This is a genomic window from Cyclobacterium plantarum (genome assembly GCF_011290685.1).
Lineage (GTDB): Bacteria > Bacteroidota > Bacteroidia > Cytophagales > Cyclobacteriaceae > Cyclobacterium > Cyclobacterium plantarum.
In genome coordinates this window covers 1-14,813 of sequence record NZ_JAANYN010000011.1, presented here as the reverse complement: position 1 = coordinate 14,813, position 14,813 = coordinate 1, and the positions used below count along the sequence as shown (strand labels likewise).

17 protein-coding genes are annotated in these 14,813 nt (G+C 44.6%); 13 read left to right on the top strand and 4 right to left on the bottom strand.

The window, feature by feature from the left end:
* Positions 1-251 precede the first annotated feature (251 nt).
* Positions 252-812 (top strand): hypothetical protein, encoded by a 561-nt coding sequence (locus G9Q97_RS20375; protein ID WP_166150309.1) that lies wholly within the window; start codon positions 252-254, stop codon positions 810-812.
* A gap of 741 nt (positions 813-1,553) precedes the next feature.
* Here G9Q97_RS20375 and G9Q97_RS20370 read toward each other — a convergent pair.
* Positions 1,554-2,267, bottom strand: coding sequence for an SAM-dependent methyltransferase (locus G9Q97_RS20370; protein WP_166150307.1), 714 nt, complete (start codon positions 2,265-2,267; stop codon positions 1,554-1,556).
* Between the two features lie 11 nt (positions 2,268-2,278).
* Between G9Q97_RS20370 and G9Q97_RS20365 the strand changes: the two genes are divergently transcribed.
* The gene (locus G9Q97_RS20365) at positions 2,279-2,512 is read left to right on the top strand and encodes a DUF2905 family protein (RefSeq protein ID WP_246255798.1); all 234 of its coding nucleotides are present in this window, start codon (positions 2,279-2,281) and stop codon (positions 2,510-2,512) included.
* Between the two features lie 345 nt (positions 2,513-2,857).
* On the opposite strand, the gene G9Q97_RS20360 is transcribed toward G9Q97_RS20365, so the two are convergent.
* The 3 genes from G9Q97_RS20360 to G9Q97_RS20350 all read right to left on the bottom strand — a co-directional run bounded on the left by G9Q97_RS20360 (position 2,858) and on the right by G9Q97_RS20350 (position 5,123).
* On the bottom strand, positions 2,858-3,157 hold the full coding sequence (locus tag G9Q97_RS20360; protein ID WP_166150305.1) for a hypothetical protein: 300 nt from the start codon (positions 3,155-3,157) through the stop codon (positions 2,858-2,860).
* A 475-nt stretch (positions 3,158-3,632) separates the two neighbouring features.
* Entirely contained in the window at positions 3,633-4,394 is a 762-nt protein-coding gene (locus tag G9Q97_RS20355; protein WP_166150303.1) for an alpha/beta fold hydrolase, read from the bottom strand.
* Positions 4,395-4,400: 6 nt separating this feature from the next.
* The gene (locus tag G9Q97_RS20350) at positions 4,401-5,123 is read right to left on the bottom strand and encodes a pyridoxine 5'-phosphate synthase (RefSeq protein ID WP_166150301.1); all 723 of its coding nucleotides are present in this window, start codon (positions 5,121-5,123) and stop codon (positions 4,401-4,403) included.
* Positions 5,124-5,259: 136 nt separating this feature from the next.
* Here G9Q97_RS20350 and G9Q97_RS20345 point away from each other — a divergent pair, with 136 nt between their 5' ends.
* The 11 genes from G9Q97_RS20345 to G9Q97_RS20295 all read left to right on the top strand — a co-directional run bounded on the left by G9Q97_RS20345 (position 5,260) and on the right by G9Q97_RS20295 (position 14,576).
* Entirely contained in the window at positions 5,260-5,709 is a 450-nt protein-coding gene (locus tag G9Q97_RS20345; protein WP_166150299.1) for a GatB/YqeY domain-containing protein, read from the top strand.
* A 13-nt stretch (positions 5,710-5,722) separates the two neighbouring features.
* Positions 5,723-6,268, top strand: coding sequence for a CvpA family protein (locus G9Q97_RS20340; protein ID WP_166150297.1), 546 nt, complete (start codon positions 5,723-5,725; stop codon positions 6,266-6,268).
* Positions 6,252-6,845, top strand: coding sequence for an anthranilate synthase component II (locus tag G9Q97_RS20335; RefSeq protein WP_166150296.1), 594 nt, complete (start codon positions 6,252-6,254; stop codon positions 6,843-6,845). Before G9Q97_RS20340 ends, G9Q97_RS20335 begins: the two co-directional genes overlap by 17 nt.
* 129 nt (positions 6,846-6,974) lie before the next feature.
* Positions 6,975-7,640, top strand: a complete 666-nt coding sequence (locus G9Q97_RS20330) for a CBS domain-containing protein (protein WP_166150294.1) — start codon at positions 6,975-6,977, stop codon at positions 7,638-7,640.
* Between the two features lie 6 nt (positions 7,641-7,646).
* On the top strand, positions 7,647-8,522 hold the full coding sequence (locus G9Q97_RS20325; RefSeq protein ID WP_166150292.1) for an NAD kinase: 876 nt from the start codon (positions 7,647-7,649) through the stop codon (positions 8,520-8,522).
* 74 nt (positions 8,523-8,596) lie between these two features.
* On the top strand, positions 8,597-9,361 hold the full coding sequence (gene porG / locus G9Q97_RS20320) for a type IX secretion system protein PorG (RefSeq protein ID WP_166150290.1): 765 nt from the start codon (positions 8,597-8,599) through the stop codon (positions 9,359-9,361).
* A gap of 71 nt (positions 9,362-9,432) precedes the next feature.
* Positions 9,433-10,176 (top strand): isoprenyl transferase, encoded by a 744-nt coding sequence (locus G9Q97_RS20315; RefSeq protein WP_166150288.1) that lies wholly within the window; start codon positions 9,433-9,435, stop codon positions 10,174-10,176.
* Positions 10,177-10,261: 85 nt separating this feature from the next.
* Entirely contained in the window at positions 10,262-12,973 is a 2,712-nt protein-coding gene (locus tag G9Q97_RS20310) for a BamA/OMP85 family outer membrane protein (protein WP_166150286.1), read from the top strand.
* A gap of 2 nt (positions 12,974-12,975) precedes the next feature.
* Positions 12,976-13,506, top strand: a complete 531-nt coding sequence (locus G9Q97_RS20305; RefSeq protein ID WP_166150284.1) for an OmpH family outer membrane protein — start codon at positions 12,976-12,978, stop codon at positions 13,504-13,506.
* A gap of 15 nt (positions 13,507-13,521) precedes the next feature.
* On the top strand, positions 13,522-14,097 hold the full coding sequence (locus G9Q97_RS20300; protein WP_166150282.1) for an OmpH family outer membrane protein: 576 nt from the start codon (positions 13,522-13,524) through the stop codon (positions 14,095-14,097).
* A 95-nt stretch (positions 14,098-14,192) separates the two neighbouring features.
* Positions 14,193-14,576 (top strand): hypothetical protein, encoded by a 384-nt coding sequence (locus G9Q97_RS20295; protein ID WP_166150280.1) that lies wholly within the window; start codon positions 14,193-14,195, stop codon positions 14,574-14,576.
* Positions 14,577-14,813 lie beyond the last annotated feature (237 nt).

Sequence of the window (14,813 nt, the reverse complement as noted above, 5' to 3'; positions counted from 1 at the left end):
TGAATAGATTTATACTCAATTAAAATTTATATTATCCCTATTTGAATAAAATAATAATAAATCATCTTGGTATTTTTATAATATGCCTAAAAATCAAGTCGATCCATTTGTTTTATTGGGCTTTTAGTTTTACTTTAGAATTAACGTTTTAATTTATCTAACAGACTCACTTTGAAGCTAGTTGATACGCTGAATCCAGAAAAAGCCCAACGCCATGGAGGGGGGATAATTTTCTTCTTGTTAAATTCAAAATGCGACTTTTTCTCCTATTGCTAACATTTGCCTTTGTCTTTGAAGGCTTCTCCCAAGCCGATTCCAAGGCCTTTACCGCCAAAAATGCGGTTTATCTCGAGGTAGGAGGAAATGCGGGGAGGTATGCGGCCAGCTATGCCCGTATCTTTCACCAAAAAGGAGAACTTAAGTTGTCAGCCAGTGCTGGTTTTTCGATGTGGCGAGACGACCGATCGGAACTGCCTTACAATACATCCAAATCGGTCCATTGGCTTCCCACACTACCGTTAGAAATTAACGCCCTATTTGGCAGGTCCTCCCATCATTTGGAAATAGGTACTGGCTTTATGACCTATTTAACGGTAATCGGTGAACAAAATCAGAATACTTCAGAATTCAGAGATAAAGTTACGTTGGATGCGGTGGTACCCCTGAGGGTAGGCTACAGGTACCAAAAACCTGAGGGCGGATTCTTTTTCAGGATAGGCTATACACCCTTTATTTCGCTTGATTTCAATAATGAAGGATTCCGAAAATTTGTTCCGCTTTGGGGAGGAATAAGTTTAGGGAAGAGTTTTTAATTGGTTTTCCGACCGGAACCTGGACGATCCCTTTTATTACGACAAAGCGAAAAAGGTGATTAAATCCGGAAGCTCTCCTTGGCTGGGTGTGTAACTACATTCCTTTTATCCTATTTTTTAACGCCGAAGAGGCATTTGTAATGCCGGATCCGTTGTACAGACCGTTTAAAAATCTTTCCCGGAAACGTGTACGTTTAGCCATTGCAAATGGCTTTTAGGCGGCTTTTTACTTTTTACGATAGCGAAGATAGCAGGGTGAAGTGACATGCTTCACCCAGTCTCTATTCTTTTTACGGGACTGGGTGTAGTTTGCAACTACATCCCTTTTATTAAATTTTTAACGCTAGCGAGGCATTTGTAATGCCGGATACATTGGACAGACCGTTTAAAAATCTTTCCCGGAAACGTGTACGTTCAGCCATTGCAAATGGCTTTTAAGCGGCTTTTTTCTTTTTACGATAGCGAAGATATCAGGGTGAAGTGGCATACTTCACCCAGTCTCTATTCTTTTCCCAGGACTGGGTGTAGGTGTAACTACATCCCTTGTAGTATTTAGTTTACGCCAGCGAGGCATTTGTAATGCCGGATCCGTTGGACAGACCGTTTAAAACTCTTTCCCGGAAACATGTACGTTCAGCCATTGCAAATGGCTTTTAGGCGGCTTTTTTCTTTTTACAACAGCGAAGATAGCAGGGTGAAGTGACATGCTTCACCCAGTAGCGGTCGATTTTTAGTTTTTATTTAAGACAACCCAATCAAAAATACCGCCGGTATCTTGTGCAAATCCGGTTTTTCCTTACGCCAGTCCGCCACTTTCCTGGTACGGATCATCTCCCCTTCCCCGGTCAGCTCACTGGCAATACAAAGCAGGGTCTTTGCATCCAGCTGCTCCAGCAAATCTTCCAGCAGGCGGTTGTTTCGGAAAGGAGTTTCCATAAACAGTTGGGTGGTGTTTTCCTTTAGTGCCCTTGTTTCCAGTTCTTTGATGGCCTTGATCCGCTCTTTTCGCTCGATGGGCAGGTACCCACTAAATGTGAAGGCCTGCCCGTTAAACCCGGAGCCCATCAGCGCCAGAAACATGGACGAGGGGCCTGGTAAAGGCACCACCCTGATGCCCAGCTGATGGGCCCAGGCCACGGCCCTGGCCCCGGGATCGGCAATGCCCGGGCAACCGGCTTCTGAAATAATTCCGGCATCCTGTCCATTCAATACAGGATCAAGGAGTTTCCTAACCTGAGGGTCAGGCGTCTTTTTGTCCAGCTTTTCCATATGAATCTCTTCGAGATTAAGTCCCAATTTCAGGCTGCTGATGAATCTTCTGACTGTCCGGAAATCCTCCACCAGGTAATAGGAAGTGGCCGCAATTACATTTTTGACCACCGGGGCCATCATATCAAGGCCTGTTTCAAGCACCAATACATTTGGTATCAGGTATAATATTCCCTTAGCTTTCATTATTTTTGTTTATGGAAAATGGAATGCCTTCACTGGCAAAAGTACTTATTTTTGTCGGACTGCTGTTATTGGTCGCCGGATTGCTGCTCTGGTGGCTGCCCAAATTTCCTGGTTTTAAAGGCATACCCGGAGATATGGTCTTCAAGAGAGAAAATTTCACCTTCTATTTTCCCCTGGGAACAAGTATTCTGCTTAGTTTGCTCTTGACCTTATTGATTTATTTGTGGAGAAAATTTGGGGGATAATAGGTCAAAGAACAATATTTGCCCGAATGAATACTTCATAAAAAAAATGAGCTTCTGCTGACCCTGGAAAACCCGCACCCAGAAAAAACATGCACTTTTACCCGCTTTGGCATCTGTTATTAACGTAGGCCAGGAAATTTTCCGATTTTACTGTTTTTCTTGGATGAACTTATGTGAGCACTCCGGTTTAGATTGCTTTGCGGGGCTACCGATGACGTATTTGTTAGGTATTTGATTTTCAACATGATAACCCCCGTCGAAAATCCACCGTCATCCCGATTTCTGCGTTTTTTAAAATGTCAGGTCTCGCAATGAGGGGTTCCAACGTCACTGAGAGAACCCAGGTTAAAAGCTATTATTCACAATCAGCATCAACAATACCAAATTGATTGCCAATCTGAAAATACCTAAAAAAACAGCCGTTTTTAAATGATCCACCAGCTGCCTGTTTACCAAACTAATGTAAAGAAGTATACTTACCAGCAGCAGGTTAAAAAGGGTAATGGCAATCAGGGAGTACTCATACCATAAAGGCAGATCCAAGCGATAAAAGACCCCATAAAGGATGTAGATGGCCAGGGTTAGCGTACTGCTACGAATGTTCCATTTCTTAAGCTGTTCCCTGCTTTTAATTATGCCGTTCATGATTCTTTTTTTGCGAATATTTTAAATGTAACCAATTGATAAGGAATTAAAAAAATATCCGCCTGGAGGATTCCCATATATTACAAAAAGCTCTTAATCATTCCTAGTTTCTGCGTTTTTTAAAATGTTAGGTCTACCAATGATGGGTTTGGTCGTCTCTGAGAGGGTGAAGACGGGAATAAAAAGGAATCTGAAATAGCCATGCACCCGCGGCAGTCCGAGGGGGGTACGTGGACGACCTTTCGATCCTATTCCCATTTCCCGATGGATTAATGCCGCCGCTCCGAATCGATTCGCTTTTTAGGCTGAGCCTGCCGAAGCCCGCTGTGCTCGTGATGACGGTAGGTGTTGTCATCGGTAGGCTGCGATATTAAATAGTATAACTTATTGAAAATAGCTTACGCACCCGCAACAGTCCGAACGGATACGGAGGCCCATTTCCAATTTTACTGCTTTTTTTCAATGGCGGAATGCCCTAAGCGTCAAGAAAGGCTTTCAAAGTGGCCACTACTGCATCTGGCTGCTCCGCATGCAACCAATGCCCTGCATTTTTGATGTGAATAATCCGGTTGTCAGGAAAAAGCTTTTCTATAGCTTCTTTGTCACTGTTTTTGATATAATCCGAATTGGCCCCTCCCATAAACAAAACGGGCTTTTCAAAAGGCTTGTCCGAATCGATGGCCTCACCTACATTTTCTATTTGTTGGGTGATCACCGGCAGGTTGATCTTCCAGGCAAAAGCCCCGTCCACTCTGGTCAGGTTTTTCAATAAAAACTGCCGGATACCCTTTTCGCTGATGTATTTGGCCAATATATCTTCTGCTTCCTTTCTGGAAGCCAGTTTTCCGGGATGTACTGCATTCAGGGCTTCCAGGATGGTTTGGTGATGAACGGGGTAAGGCCTGGGGGCGATATCTGCCACGACTAATTTTTCAACCCTTTCCGGGTACATCAGGGCCATTTTCATAGCTGTTTTTCCTCCCATCGAATGCCCCAGCAGGTACACGCGATCCAGACCCTCTGCTTCCAGCAATTCATGGAGATCGGCTGCCATTGCCGCATAATTCCATTCTTCAGCATGGGGAGAATCGCCATGATTGCGCTGGTCAACGAGATACAGGGTATAGTTTTCTTCCAGGCTTTTGGCAATTCCCATCCAGTTATCCGCAGAGCCAAACAGTCCATGAAGGATGATCAGTGGCTTGCCTTGCCCACTTTTTTTAAAGTTAAGTTTCATTGGTGTTTAGTTTTCGGTTTCCAGTTGTCTCCGGTACATTTGGATGGTGTTTTCCAGGCCATAATACAAGGCATCACAAACCAGGGCATGGCCGATGGATACCTCGTCCAGAAAGGGAATTTTTTCTTTCAGGTATTTGAGGTTATGCAGGTCCAGATCATGCCCGGCATTAATGCCAAGGTTAAGCTCCCGGGCCAAATTAGCCACTTCCACATAGGGGGCCACCGCCATTTCCTTATCTTGAAGATACAGGCTGGCATAGGGTTCCGTGTACAGCTCCACCCGGTCGGTGCCGGTGGCTTTGGCTGCTTCAAAGTATTTGGCTTCCGGATTGATGAAAATGGAGGTTCTTACTCCATATTCATGCAATTCTGCGATAATATCCCTCAGCATATCCTGGTGTTTTAAGGTGTCCCAGCCTGTATTGGAAGTCAGGGCTTCAGGCGGATCAGGAACCAGGGTGGCCTGGGCCGGGCGCGCAAGCCGGATGATCTCCATATACCGCTGATCGGGATAGCCTTCTATATTAAACTCTGTATGTACCTTGTCTTTCAGTTCCATCACATCAGCGTACCGGATGTGCCTTTCATCCGGTCTGGGGTGAACAGTGATGCCCTGGGCTCCAAAGCGCTCGGCATCCAGGGCAACTTTGACCACATCCGGGTTATTGGCACCACGGGCATTCCTGAGGGTCGCAATTTTATTTATGTTAACACTTAATTTCGTCATGTTCCAAATATCAGCTAATTTTGCACTAAATTAAATATATTGCTGCAACATTGGTAATACCGTTAAAGGTAAGGCGTTTTTAATTTTAAATAGAAATCAGAGAAGCAAAGGTACCTAAAATCTAAATTTCAAAGCCATGAGTTTAAAAATCAACATAGAAAAAGAAATCAAACAAGCCATGCTGGCCAAAGATAAGGACAGGCTCCGTGCGCTCCGTGCCATTAAGTCGCTGATAATGCTGGAAGAAACAAAGGGAAGCGGAGAGAAAGGTTTGGCTGAGGCGGAGGAAATCCAGCTCTTGACCAAAGCCGCCAAGCAACGCAAGGACTCTATTGAGATTTTTGAGAAACAGGACCGCAAGGATCTGGCCGCTCTGGAAAATTCCGAGTTGCAGGTCATTCAGGAATTCCTGCCCAAACAGTTGAGCGAAGCGGAACTGGAAGCCGAATTGAAAGCCATTATCGCTGAAACGGGAGCAGATGGACCCAAGGATATGGGAAAGGTCATGGGAGCAGCTACCAAAAAACTGGCAGGCAAGGCAGATGGAAAGGTCATTTCCCAAAAAGTAAAGGAAATGCTAAACTAAAAAATAGGCCGATTTGAGTACCGTAGACATCATCATATTGGGCATGCTCGCTGTAGGGGCGTTCAGCGGCTACAAGCAGGGGCTGTTTATAGGGTTGTTGTCTATTCTGGCCTTCTTTATTGGCATCATTCTGGCGTTTCGCTTCATGCATTGGGGAGCCGAAATTTTAGCAGATAGAGTAGAAAGCCTGACCTTTATGCTTCCATTTGTGGCATTTATACTTATTTTTTTAGCCGTCACCATCACCATTCGGATTTTGGCCTATTTGGTAAAAAAAGCCCTTAACCTTACCATTTTGGGTACTTTTGATAGTTTTGCCGGAAGTATTTTGGGGATTGCAAAATGGGCCATCATGATCAGTTTACTGATTTGGGTAGCGCATTCATTTGAGTTTGATGTACCGGAAGAAATGCAAGAGGGGGCAGTAGTGTATCCACTGGTAGTGCCGGTCGCGCCTACTTTGGTTTCTCTTCTGGATGATTATACCCCTGTGATTGACGCCGCCATAGCTACCGTTAGGGAACTCGTAAACGACGCAGGTAGTGATCCTTCTAATTGACAATTTTGATTCTTTTTCCCATATCCTGGCAGATTATTTCAAAAGGTCCGGGGAAGCAGTCATGGTGGTCCGCAATGATGTACCGCTAACTGCCTTGTTTGATCTGGAATTTGCTGCGCTCGTGCTCTCCCCCGGACCTGGAAGACCTGAAGATGCAGGTAACCTGATGCAAATACTGGAACATTTTGTAGACAAGGTACCGGTATTGGGAGTTTGCCTGGGGCACCAGGCCATTGGTACCCTTTTCGGTGCCGGTTTGCAAAGAAGCATCCGTCCCATGCACGGCAAGGTATCCTGGGTTAATCAGACATCACCGCAACCTTTTTTACAGCAGGTACCTGGCAGGTTTCAGGTTACCCGTTACCATTCCCTTGAACTGACGGCTCTTCCACCTGAACTGGAAGTGGTTTTGGAAACAGACCAGGGTGAAGTCATGGCGATTTGTCACAAAAGCCTACCTGTAATCGGACTACAATTCCATCCTGAGGCCCATCTCACCAAATATGGAGAAAAAATTATCCGGAACTGGGTGAAGCTGTTTGCACTAGAAAACAGCAGCAAATTGCTTACAGAATAAGGGAATTAGGATAGATTTAGGAAAAATTTGTTGCCTTTTTCACAAATATCAGTACGATTTTATGCTAATTGAACAAAGGAAGACGAGAAGCCGTTTTATTTTACGAATCCTTTTAATACCTTTAGCTATATGCGGGCAAATGACTTTATCAATAATCTGATTCCACCCCTGAAATTTACGGACAGGGTGAGGCTGGCGCTTTCCTGGATGGAGGAGATCAGGACTAATATTTTGCCTGTGGTGGAAAAAGGGAGTTTCAAAGGTTTTATCACTGATGAGATCATCTACGAGATCAATAATCCCGACCTGAGCATAGCTGAGGTAGAATTGCTTGCCAGTTCCTGCGTGGTTCAGATGGAGAAGCACATATACGAGGTGCTGAGAATAGCCTCGGAAAACCAGGTGAGTATGGTGGCTGTCCTGGATAGGGATCAAAAATACCTTGGGGTGGTTTCCGAGGAAGACGCCATCACGGCATTTACAGATACCATTTCCATTCAGTCTCCCGGAGGCGTGTTGGTTTTGTCCATGCTTATGACCGATTACAGCCTTTATGATATTGCCAGGGTAGTGGAATCGGAAAATGCCAAAGTACTGAGCAGTTTTATTTCTAACGATCCCCTGGATGACAGTAAGATTAAGGTCACCCTTAAAATAGATCAGATGGAATTGCGGCACATTAAAGCCACCCTGGAGCGCTTTGGTTACAAAATCATCGACCATTACGAAGAAGAAGGAGGAATCACCAGCGAACAAGACCGTTTGGGCAACTTGTTGCGATTTTTAGATATTTAAACCCACATGAACGTTTTACTTCACGGCATCAATATCCTACCGGAGTTTCAAACATACATTCAGCAGTTAATACAAACTTTAGAAAGGCAGGGGATCAGGGTGGTAATAACCAAAAGTCTCCACCAAAGCATGGGTAAAGGAGCAAAAAAAAATGCTTTGCCTCCATTACTAAACGCCAATGAACCAGTTTCAGGTCTGGATTTTGTGCTTTCTATAGGAGGAGATGGGACCCTACTGGATACCATTTCCCTCATTGGGGCTCATCAGACACCAATACTCGGCATCAACACCGGGAGGATGGGGTTTCTGGCAACCATCGCAAAAGAAGAAATCGATTTGGCCATAAAGGACTTGCTGGCCGGCAGGTATTCCCTGGAAGACCGAAGCCTGGTTTGTCTGGAGTCCAATATTCCCCTTTTTGGCGGCATGAATTTTGGCCTCAATGAATTTACCATACACAAGCGGGACACTTCCTCTATGATTACGGTACATACCTACATCGATGGGGATTACCTGAACAGTTACTGGGCAGACGGTCTGATTGTTTCTACCCCTACCGGTTCTACGGGTTATTCCTTAAGCTGTGGAGGCCCCTTGATTTCCCCATTGGCCAAAAATTTCGTGATCACACCAGTTAGTCCTCATAACCTGAATGTCAGGCCTATAGTGGTTTCAGACGATAGCGAAATCTCCTTTAAAATTGAGGGGAGAAGCGAAAAATTTCTGGTATCTTTAGATTCCCGGTCCACCCCCATTGATGCCAGGGTAACCTTAAAAGTGAAAAAGGAAAAATTTGTGGCCAGACTGGTTAAGTTCCACAATTACAGTTTCTTTGACACCCTGAGACAGAAATTGAACTGGGGATATGACATGAGAAATTAGTTTTAACAATATTTAACCCGGCATATACTGCGATGGGTTTTTTATTCGTTGGGTAGTTTATAAATTGCAGCGACTTGAACAAAACCAGGTTTTATACAAGATGTCTTTCGGTAATACTGGCCATTTTAGGTGTAGTCAGCACTTCTAATGCTCAGCAATATGAGGTAGGCATCGGATTGGGAGCAGGCAGCTATACCGGAGATATCATCCGGACCATAGATCCGACCCAACTGGGAATTCAGGGAACGTTATTTGGCAGACGAAATTTTGACAATGCCTGGAGCTTAAGGGCTGGCATTTCCGTAGCAAGGCTCAATGCTGCAGACAGTATCCGGCCGATAGACCCGGTAGCCCTGGCCAGAGATGCACATTTCAATGGTACCATGATTGAATTGGGAGCTACCATGGAATTTCACTTTCTGGATTACCTGAGCCATCAGTCCAATACCAGGTTTTCACCTTTTGGGTTTTTTGGTTTGGGTTATGGGATGTTCTTCGGCAATGGGCAATCCTACTCGGCTGATCCTCAACCAGGAAGTTACTCGGTTGGGACAGCCCTCATCCCCTTTGGATTGGGTATCAAATACAAATTGAAAGACCGATTGTTTTTATCCGTAGAGGGTGGGGCTAAGGCTACCTTCTCCGATCATCTGGACAAGATCAGTTCCGATGCCAATTATTTCCCCCGGTTCAGGACCGATCCTGGTACAGGAAATCAGGTACTTGACCCCTCAGCCATCAACTTTGGCAACCATTCCGACAGGGATTGGTACTATTTTTTAGGTGTTACGCTCAGCTATTCCTTCCACCAGGTCAAATGCTATCCGTACAATAATTGACCTCAGGATAGAATTTTTGAAAAAGAAGTGTCATTTTTGTAATTCAATTCCAATCAGTAGAATACATTTGAATGAAGGAAGCGATTGATAAGGGAAAAATTCCAAAACATATTGCAGTAATCATGGACGGCAACGGACGCTGGGCCCAGAAAAAAGGTGCTATGCGGATCTTTGGGCACCGCAATGCGATTGCTGCAGTAAGGGATGCCATAGAAGGATCAGCGGAGCTGGGAGTAAAATACATCACCCTGTATGCCTTTTCTACCGAAAACTGGTCCAGGCCAAAGGAAGAAGTGGATGCGCTTATGGAAATTCTGGTACAGGCCATCACCGATGAAGTGCCCACCATGATGAAAAACAATATCCGCCTGTCCACTATAGGAGATACGGATAGCCTTCCCCCGGCTTGCAGAGAACACCTGCGAATGGGCAAGGAAGAGACCAAAGGCAATACCGGCATGACAGTAGTGCTTGCCTTAAGCTACAGCGGCCGCTGGGAAATCAGTCAGGCAGTCAGGAAAATTGTCAATAAAGTAGTCAGCGGTGAAATTGCTGAAGCAGATGTCAGCCAGGAAATGATTGCATCCTGTCTCAACACCGCAGGAATTCCGGATCCGGAATTGCTGATCCGCACCAGTGGTGAAATCAGGATCAGTAATTTTATGTTGTGGCAGTTGGCCTATACGGAGTTGTATTTTACAGAAGTATTGTGGCCGGATTTTCGTAAAAAGCATCTTCATGAAGCCATATTGGCTTTCCAGAAAAGGGAGAGAAGATTCGGGAAAACAGGTGCTCAAATAAAGCCTTCATTTTAAGGTCAGGCACCATTAAAATCCGGGTTATCCGGGTTGGTTCAATCCAAAAGTCCTGAGGACAATGGATTAAAAATTATCATTCGAAATGAAAAAACATTTATTGATTATCTATTTGCTGCTGTTAACCGGAGTGGCAGAGGCCCAGATCAGATTGGGGCAAAGCCGGTATACCCGTCAGGAGCCGGTAGATATTATAGATCTGGATTATTCCAATCCCAAAACGTACCGGATTGCCGGCATTGAGGCTGTTGGGTTGAGCACTTTAGATGAAACGGCAATTATTTCCCTGGCAGGACTGCGCCTGGACGATGAAATTACTGTTCCGGGTGATGCCATTTCCGGGGCATTGAAAAAACTTTGGGCGCAGGGAATCATAGGAGATGTGAAAATCCTGGTGACCAAAATTGAAGGAGATGACATCTATTTGCTGCTGGACCTGACAGAAAGGCCCCGTTTTAGCCGGGTGGAATTTTCAGGGGTCAATAAAACCCAGGAGGGCGAGCTGAAGGACAAAGTCAATATCCGTGGAAGGGTCGTGAGAGATGATGTGCTGAACAATGCTCAAAGAAATATCCGCGAGTATTTTGTAGATAAGGGCTTTCTCAACGCAGAAGTAAAAGTCATCCAGGAAAGGGATACCACCCTGCCCAATAGCGTGAAATTACGCTTTGATGTGGAGAAAAAAAGCAAGGTACGTATTAACGAAATTCGTATATCCGGAAATGAAAATATCACCGATCCCCGGATCAAGAAAAAAATGAAGGGGACAAATGAACACGCGAGGGTGTATATTTTTAAAGATTTGGTATCCCGTTTTCTCAACCTCAGTGGCAAAAACCTGGGAGATGTCATCACCAAAAGTAATCCTGTGACGGATGAGCAGGTCAGGGAATACATCAACAAAAATTTTAAACTTAATTTCTTTAATGGTTCCAAGTTTGTCCGAAGCGACTACCGCGATGATAAAAACTCAGTCATTGATTTTTATAACAGCCGGGGTTACCGGGATGCGGAGATCCTCTCCGATAGCATCTATCGATTCGATGACAGTCGCATCAATATTGACCTGGACATCGAGGAAGGGCAGCAATATTACTATCGAAACATTACCTTTTCTGGAAATTACATCCACACTGACGCCGAATTACAGGCAAAACTGGGTATCTATAAAGGCGACATCTACAACAAGGAAAAGATGGACAAAAGACTGAACTACGATCCCCAAAGAGGGGATGATGTCAGTTCGCTTTACCAGGATAACGGATACTTGTTTTTCACCATAGACGATGTCGAAGTAAACGTAAAGGCTGATTCCATTGACGTTGAGTTGCGGATTTTCGAAGGACCCCAGGTGACAGTAAATTCTGTTTCCATAGAAGGGAATGAGCGAACCAGTGACCATGTGGTCATGCGCGAAATCAGGATTCTTCCGGGCCAGAAATTTGACAGAAGTGCCCTGGTAAGAACCATTCGTGAGCTTTCCCAAATCGGCTACTTCAACCCTGAAAACATAGAACCCGACATGCGGCCAAACTTTGAGGATGCCACCGTGGACATCACCTTTAAGCTCGAAGAAAGGCCCAATGACCAGATTGAGCTTTCCGGAGGATGGGGTGGTTTGTTTGGTTTTGTAGGAACCGTGGGATTGACTTTCAACAACTTTTCCATCAAAAACATAAAGGATTTCTCCAAGTGGAGACCCCTGCCGGTCGGTGACGGGCAGAAGGTATCACTCAGGGTGCAGGCCAATGGCCGTAGCTTCCAGAATTACAGCATGTCCTTTACAGAACCCTGGTTTGGCGGCAAAAAACCCAATGCCTTGAGCTTTAGCTTCAACCATTCGGTACAGCGGCAAATTGATTTCTTCAACCGCAATAATTTCGGTAATGAACTTGGTGCGTTCAAGATCACGGGTGCTACCATAGGTCTGGCCAAAAGGGTTACCTGGCCGGACGATTACTTTCAGGTCAGCAACAGCCTGCAGTTTCAGGTATACGATTTTGATGAGTATGGTAATTTCTTCGGTTTGAGCTACAATACCGGTACTGCCAGAAGTATTGCGCTCAACACCACCATTGCCAGAAACAATATAGACAATCCCATTTATCCCAGGTTTGGCTCCAATATCACGCTGAGTGCCTCATTGACTCCTCCATACACCTCCATGAATAAGGAGATCAATCCGGAATCTCCGGATGAGGAAAAATACCAGTGGCTGGAATACCACAAGTGGATGTTTGATGCCTCACTATACACACCTGTATTCGGATCAAACAAACTGGTATTGAGTGCCCGAACGCACCTGGGATTCGTTGGATCCTATGGAGATCGTATTGGCATCATTCCTCTGGAGCGCTTTGTACTGGGAGGAGATGGTATGAACATGAACAACTTTGCCCTGGGCCAGGAAATCATTGGCCTGAGAGGCTACGAAAACCAGTCCATCACCCCAGGTAGGGATTTTCGTGGACAGGCCAATGCCCCCGTACCCTACGGAGGAGTGGTGTATAACAAACACGTGATGGAGCTGCGGTTTTTGGTCTCACCTAATCCTTCCGCCACCATCTTCCTATTGGGTTTTGCCGAGGCCGGCAACAACTGGGGCAACTATGCCGATTACAATCCGTATGACCTGAAAAAATCCGCAGGCTTTGGTGCCAGGATATTTATGCCTGCTTTTGGATTATTGGGTATAGATTGGGGTTACGGGTTTGATGAAGTCCCTTCTATAAGCAATCCAAACCCGGGACCAAGTGGAGGCATGTTCCACTTTACCATCGGGCAACAGTTCAGATAATTATGGAAAAATCACTGAAATTGTTACTTTTGCTTTCCCTTTTGCCAATGGCCCTTATGGGACAGAAGATGGGCTATGTGGATACCGAGTATATCCTGAACAAACATCCGGATTACAAGAAGATACAGGATGAAATGGAAGCACTTAGCCTGGAATGGAGAAAAGAGGCACAAAATTTGGAAGAAGAGATTCAGCAGATGTATAGTGACCTTCAGGGAGAACAGGTATTGCTCACTGATGAAATGTACCAGGAAAGACTGGAACTGATCAGAGAGAAGCAAAAAGAGGCCAGGGCCTTCAATAACAGGATATTTGGAGAAAACGGTCAGCTTTATCAAAAACAATCCGAATTGCTTCAACCCCTGCAATCGACCATATACGATGCGATTGACCGGGTTTCCAAAAGAAATGGGTTGGCTATTTTATTCGACAAGGCATCAAGTCCCACGTCTATAATTTATACAGATCCAAGACATGATTACTCGGATTTTATCATAGAAGAATTAGGTTTAGAAGAAAACAATCAAAATTAACAAAGTTTAACAATTATGAAAGCAAGAATCATCTTATCAGCGATAGCCATCTTGTGCTTTGGATTTGTCGCCCAGGCACAGGATATCAAGATCGGTTACACCAATGTAGAATACATCATGAGCCTGATGCCGGAGATGGAGCAAATAGATGCTGATATCCAAGATTATAGCAATCAATTGGGTCAGCAAATCCAGACCAAAACTCAGAGTTTTCAGCAGCAGGTACAAACCTACCAGCAAGCAGCGCAAACAATGACTGAGGAAGCACGTGCGACCAAGCAGCAAGAACTGCAGAACATGGAGCAGGAAATTCAAAAATTCCAACAGGATGCACAGTCTTCTTATCAGAGAAAATTGCAGGAATTGCTGGAACCCGTGCAAACCAAGGTATACAATGCCATCAATTCGGTAGCTGCAGAAAACAACTATACCCATGTTTTCTCAGAATCCGCAGGACAGGCTCCCGTACTCCTTTATACCAAGGACAATGATCCTTTTACAGATTTGGTATTAAGTAAATTGGGACTTGAGGCTCCGGCTGGAGGACAACCAGATAATCCTTCCATCCAAAATGCTAACCCTCTTCCGTGATAATAAGTCATTTATTTTCCTAAAAAAATCAAGCCCGGTTGTTATAGCTTCCGGGCTTTTTTTATCTTTATGCCAACCAAATAATTGCTAAGGGTATGTTTTTACGCACTTTAATTTTTTTGATTTTACCCATGTTTGTTGCTTTCGGGCAGGAAGAACCTTCATTTGACCTGATTGCGGATGAGGTGTACCTGGATGTGGAAAAGGAAGGTTTCAGGGAGTTCAAGTTTACGGTCAAAAATGCCGGAGAAAAGACGGCTCCAGCAGGTAGCTACCGGGTTTTTTTTAAAGTCAATGGAAAGATGCAGAGTTTTGAGATCAATACCTCAGCCCTGGATGCAGGCAAATCATTGATTTATACCTCAGGAGAAAAAATCCCGGCCAATCAACCCGGAAAGAAACTTAAATACAGGTTGATCATCCATACCAAAGATGCGGACAAAAGCAATAACCAGCTGAAGGGGGAAATTATTTTGTAACGTGATTTCAGTTTAATAACGTCTTTGAAACCGGCTATTTCGTCACTGTGATTCCTTTTATGGAGCTTGGGTGATACCCTCCCGTTTTACATGGCTTCCACCCTCAAAGCCTACCGATGACGTGTTTGTTAAATCAATGTGTTGAAAAACAAACAATATGATCCTGATTGGTGTATTTTCTAAATGCTTAGCCTACCGGTGACGTAATTGAATCAGTTCTTTTTGATAAAGAAGAGA

What these genes read in the sequence shown, in the direction of transcription:
- G9Q97_RS20375 (WP_166150309.1), top strand. Translation starts at nt 252, where the DNA reads ATGCGACTTTTTCTCCTATTGCTAACATTTGCCTTTGTCTTTGAAGGC.
- G9Q97_RS20370 (WP_166150307.1), bottom strand. Translation starts at nt 2,267, where the DNA reads ATGAAAGCTAAGGGAATATTATACCTGATACCAAATGTATTGGTGCTT.
- G9Q97_RS20365 (WP_246255798.1), top strand. Translation starts at nt 2,279, where the DNA reads ATGGAAAATGGAATGCCTTCACTGGCAAAAGTACTTATTTTTGTCGGA.
- G9Q97_RS20360 (WP_166150305.1), bottom strand. Translation starts at nt 3,157, where the DNA reads ATGAACGGCATAATTAAAAGCAGGGAACAGCTTAAGAAATGGAACATT.
- G9Q97_RS20355 (WP_166150303.1), bottom strand. Translation starts at nt 4,394, where the DNA reads ATGAAACTTAACTTTAAAAAAAGTGGGCAAGGCAAGCCACTGATCATC.
- G9Q97_RS20350 (WP_166150301.1), bottom strand. Translation starts at nt 5,123, where the DNA reads ATGACGAAATTAAGTGTTAACATAAATAAAATTGCGACCCTCAGGAAT.
- G9Q97_RS20345 (WP_166150299.1), top strand. Translation starts at nt 5,260, where the DNA reads ATGAGTTTAAAAATCAACATAGAAAAAGAAATCAAACAAGCCATGCTG.
- G9Q97_RS20330 (WP_166150294.1), top strand. Translation starts at nt 6,975, where the DNA reads ATGCGGGCAAATGACTTTATCAATAATCTGATTCCACCCCTGAAATTT.
- G9Q97_RS20325 (WP_166150292.1), top strand. Translation starts at nt 7,647, where the DNA reads ATGAACGTTTTACTTCACGGCATCAATATCCTACCGGAGTTTCAAACA.
- G9Q97_RS20315 (WP_166150288.1), top strand. Translation starts at nt 9,433, where the DNA reads ATGAAGGAAGCGATTGATAAGGGAAAAATTCCAAAACATATTGCAGTA.
- G9Q97_RS20310 (WP_166150286.1), top strand. Translation starts at nt 10,262, where the DNA reads ATGAAAAAACATTTATTGATTATCTATTTGCTGCTGTTAACCGGAGTG.
- G9Q97_RS20305 (WP_166150284.1), top strand. Translation starts at nt 12,976, where the DNA reads ATGGAAAAATCACTGAAATTGTTACTTTTGCTTTCCCTTTTGCCAATG.
- G9Q97_RS20300 (WP_166150282.1), top strand. Translation starts at nt 13,522, where the DNA reads ATGAAAGCAAGAATCATCTTATCAGCGATAGCCATCTTGTGCTTTGGA.
- G9Q97_RS20295 (WP_166150280.1), top strand. Translation starts at nt 14,193, where the DNA reads ATGTTTTTACGCACTTTAATTTTTTTGATTTTACCCATGTTTGTTGCT.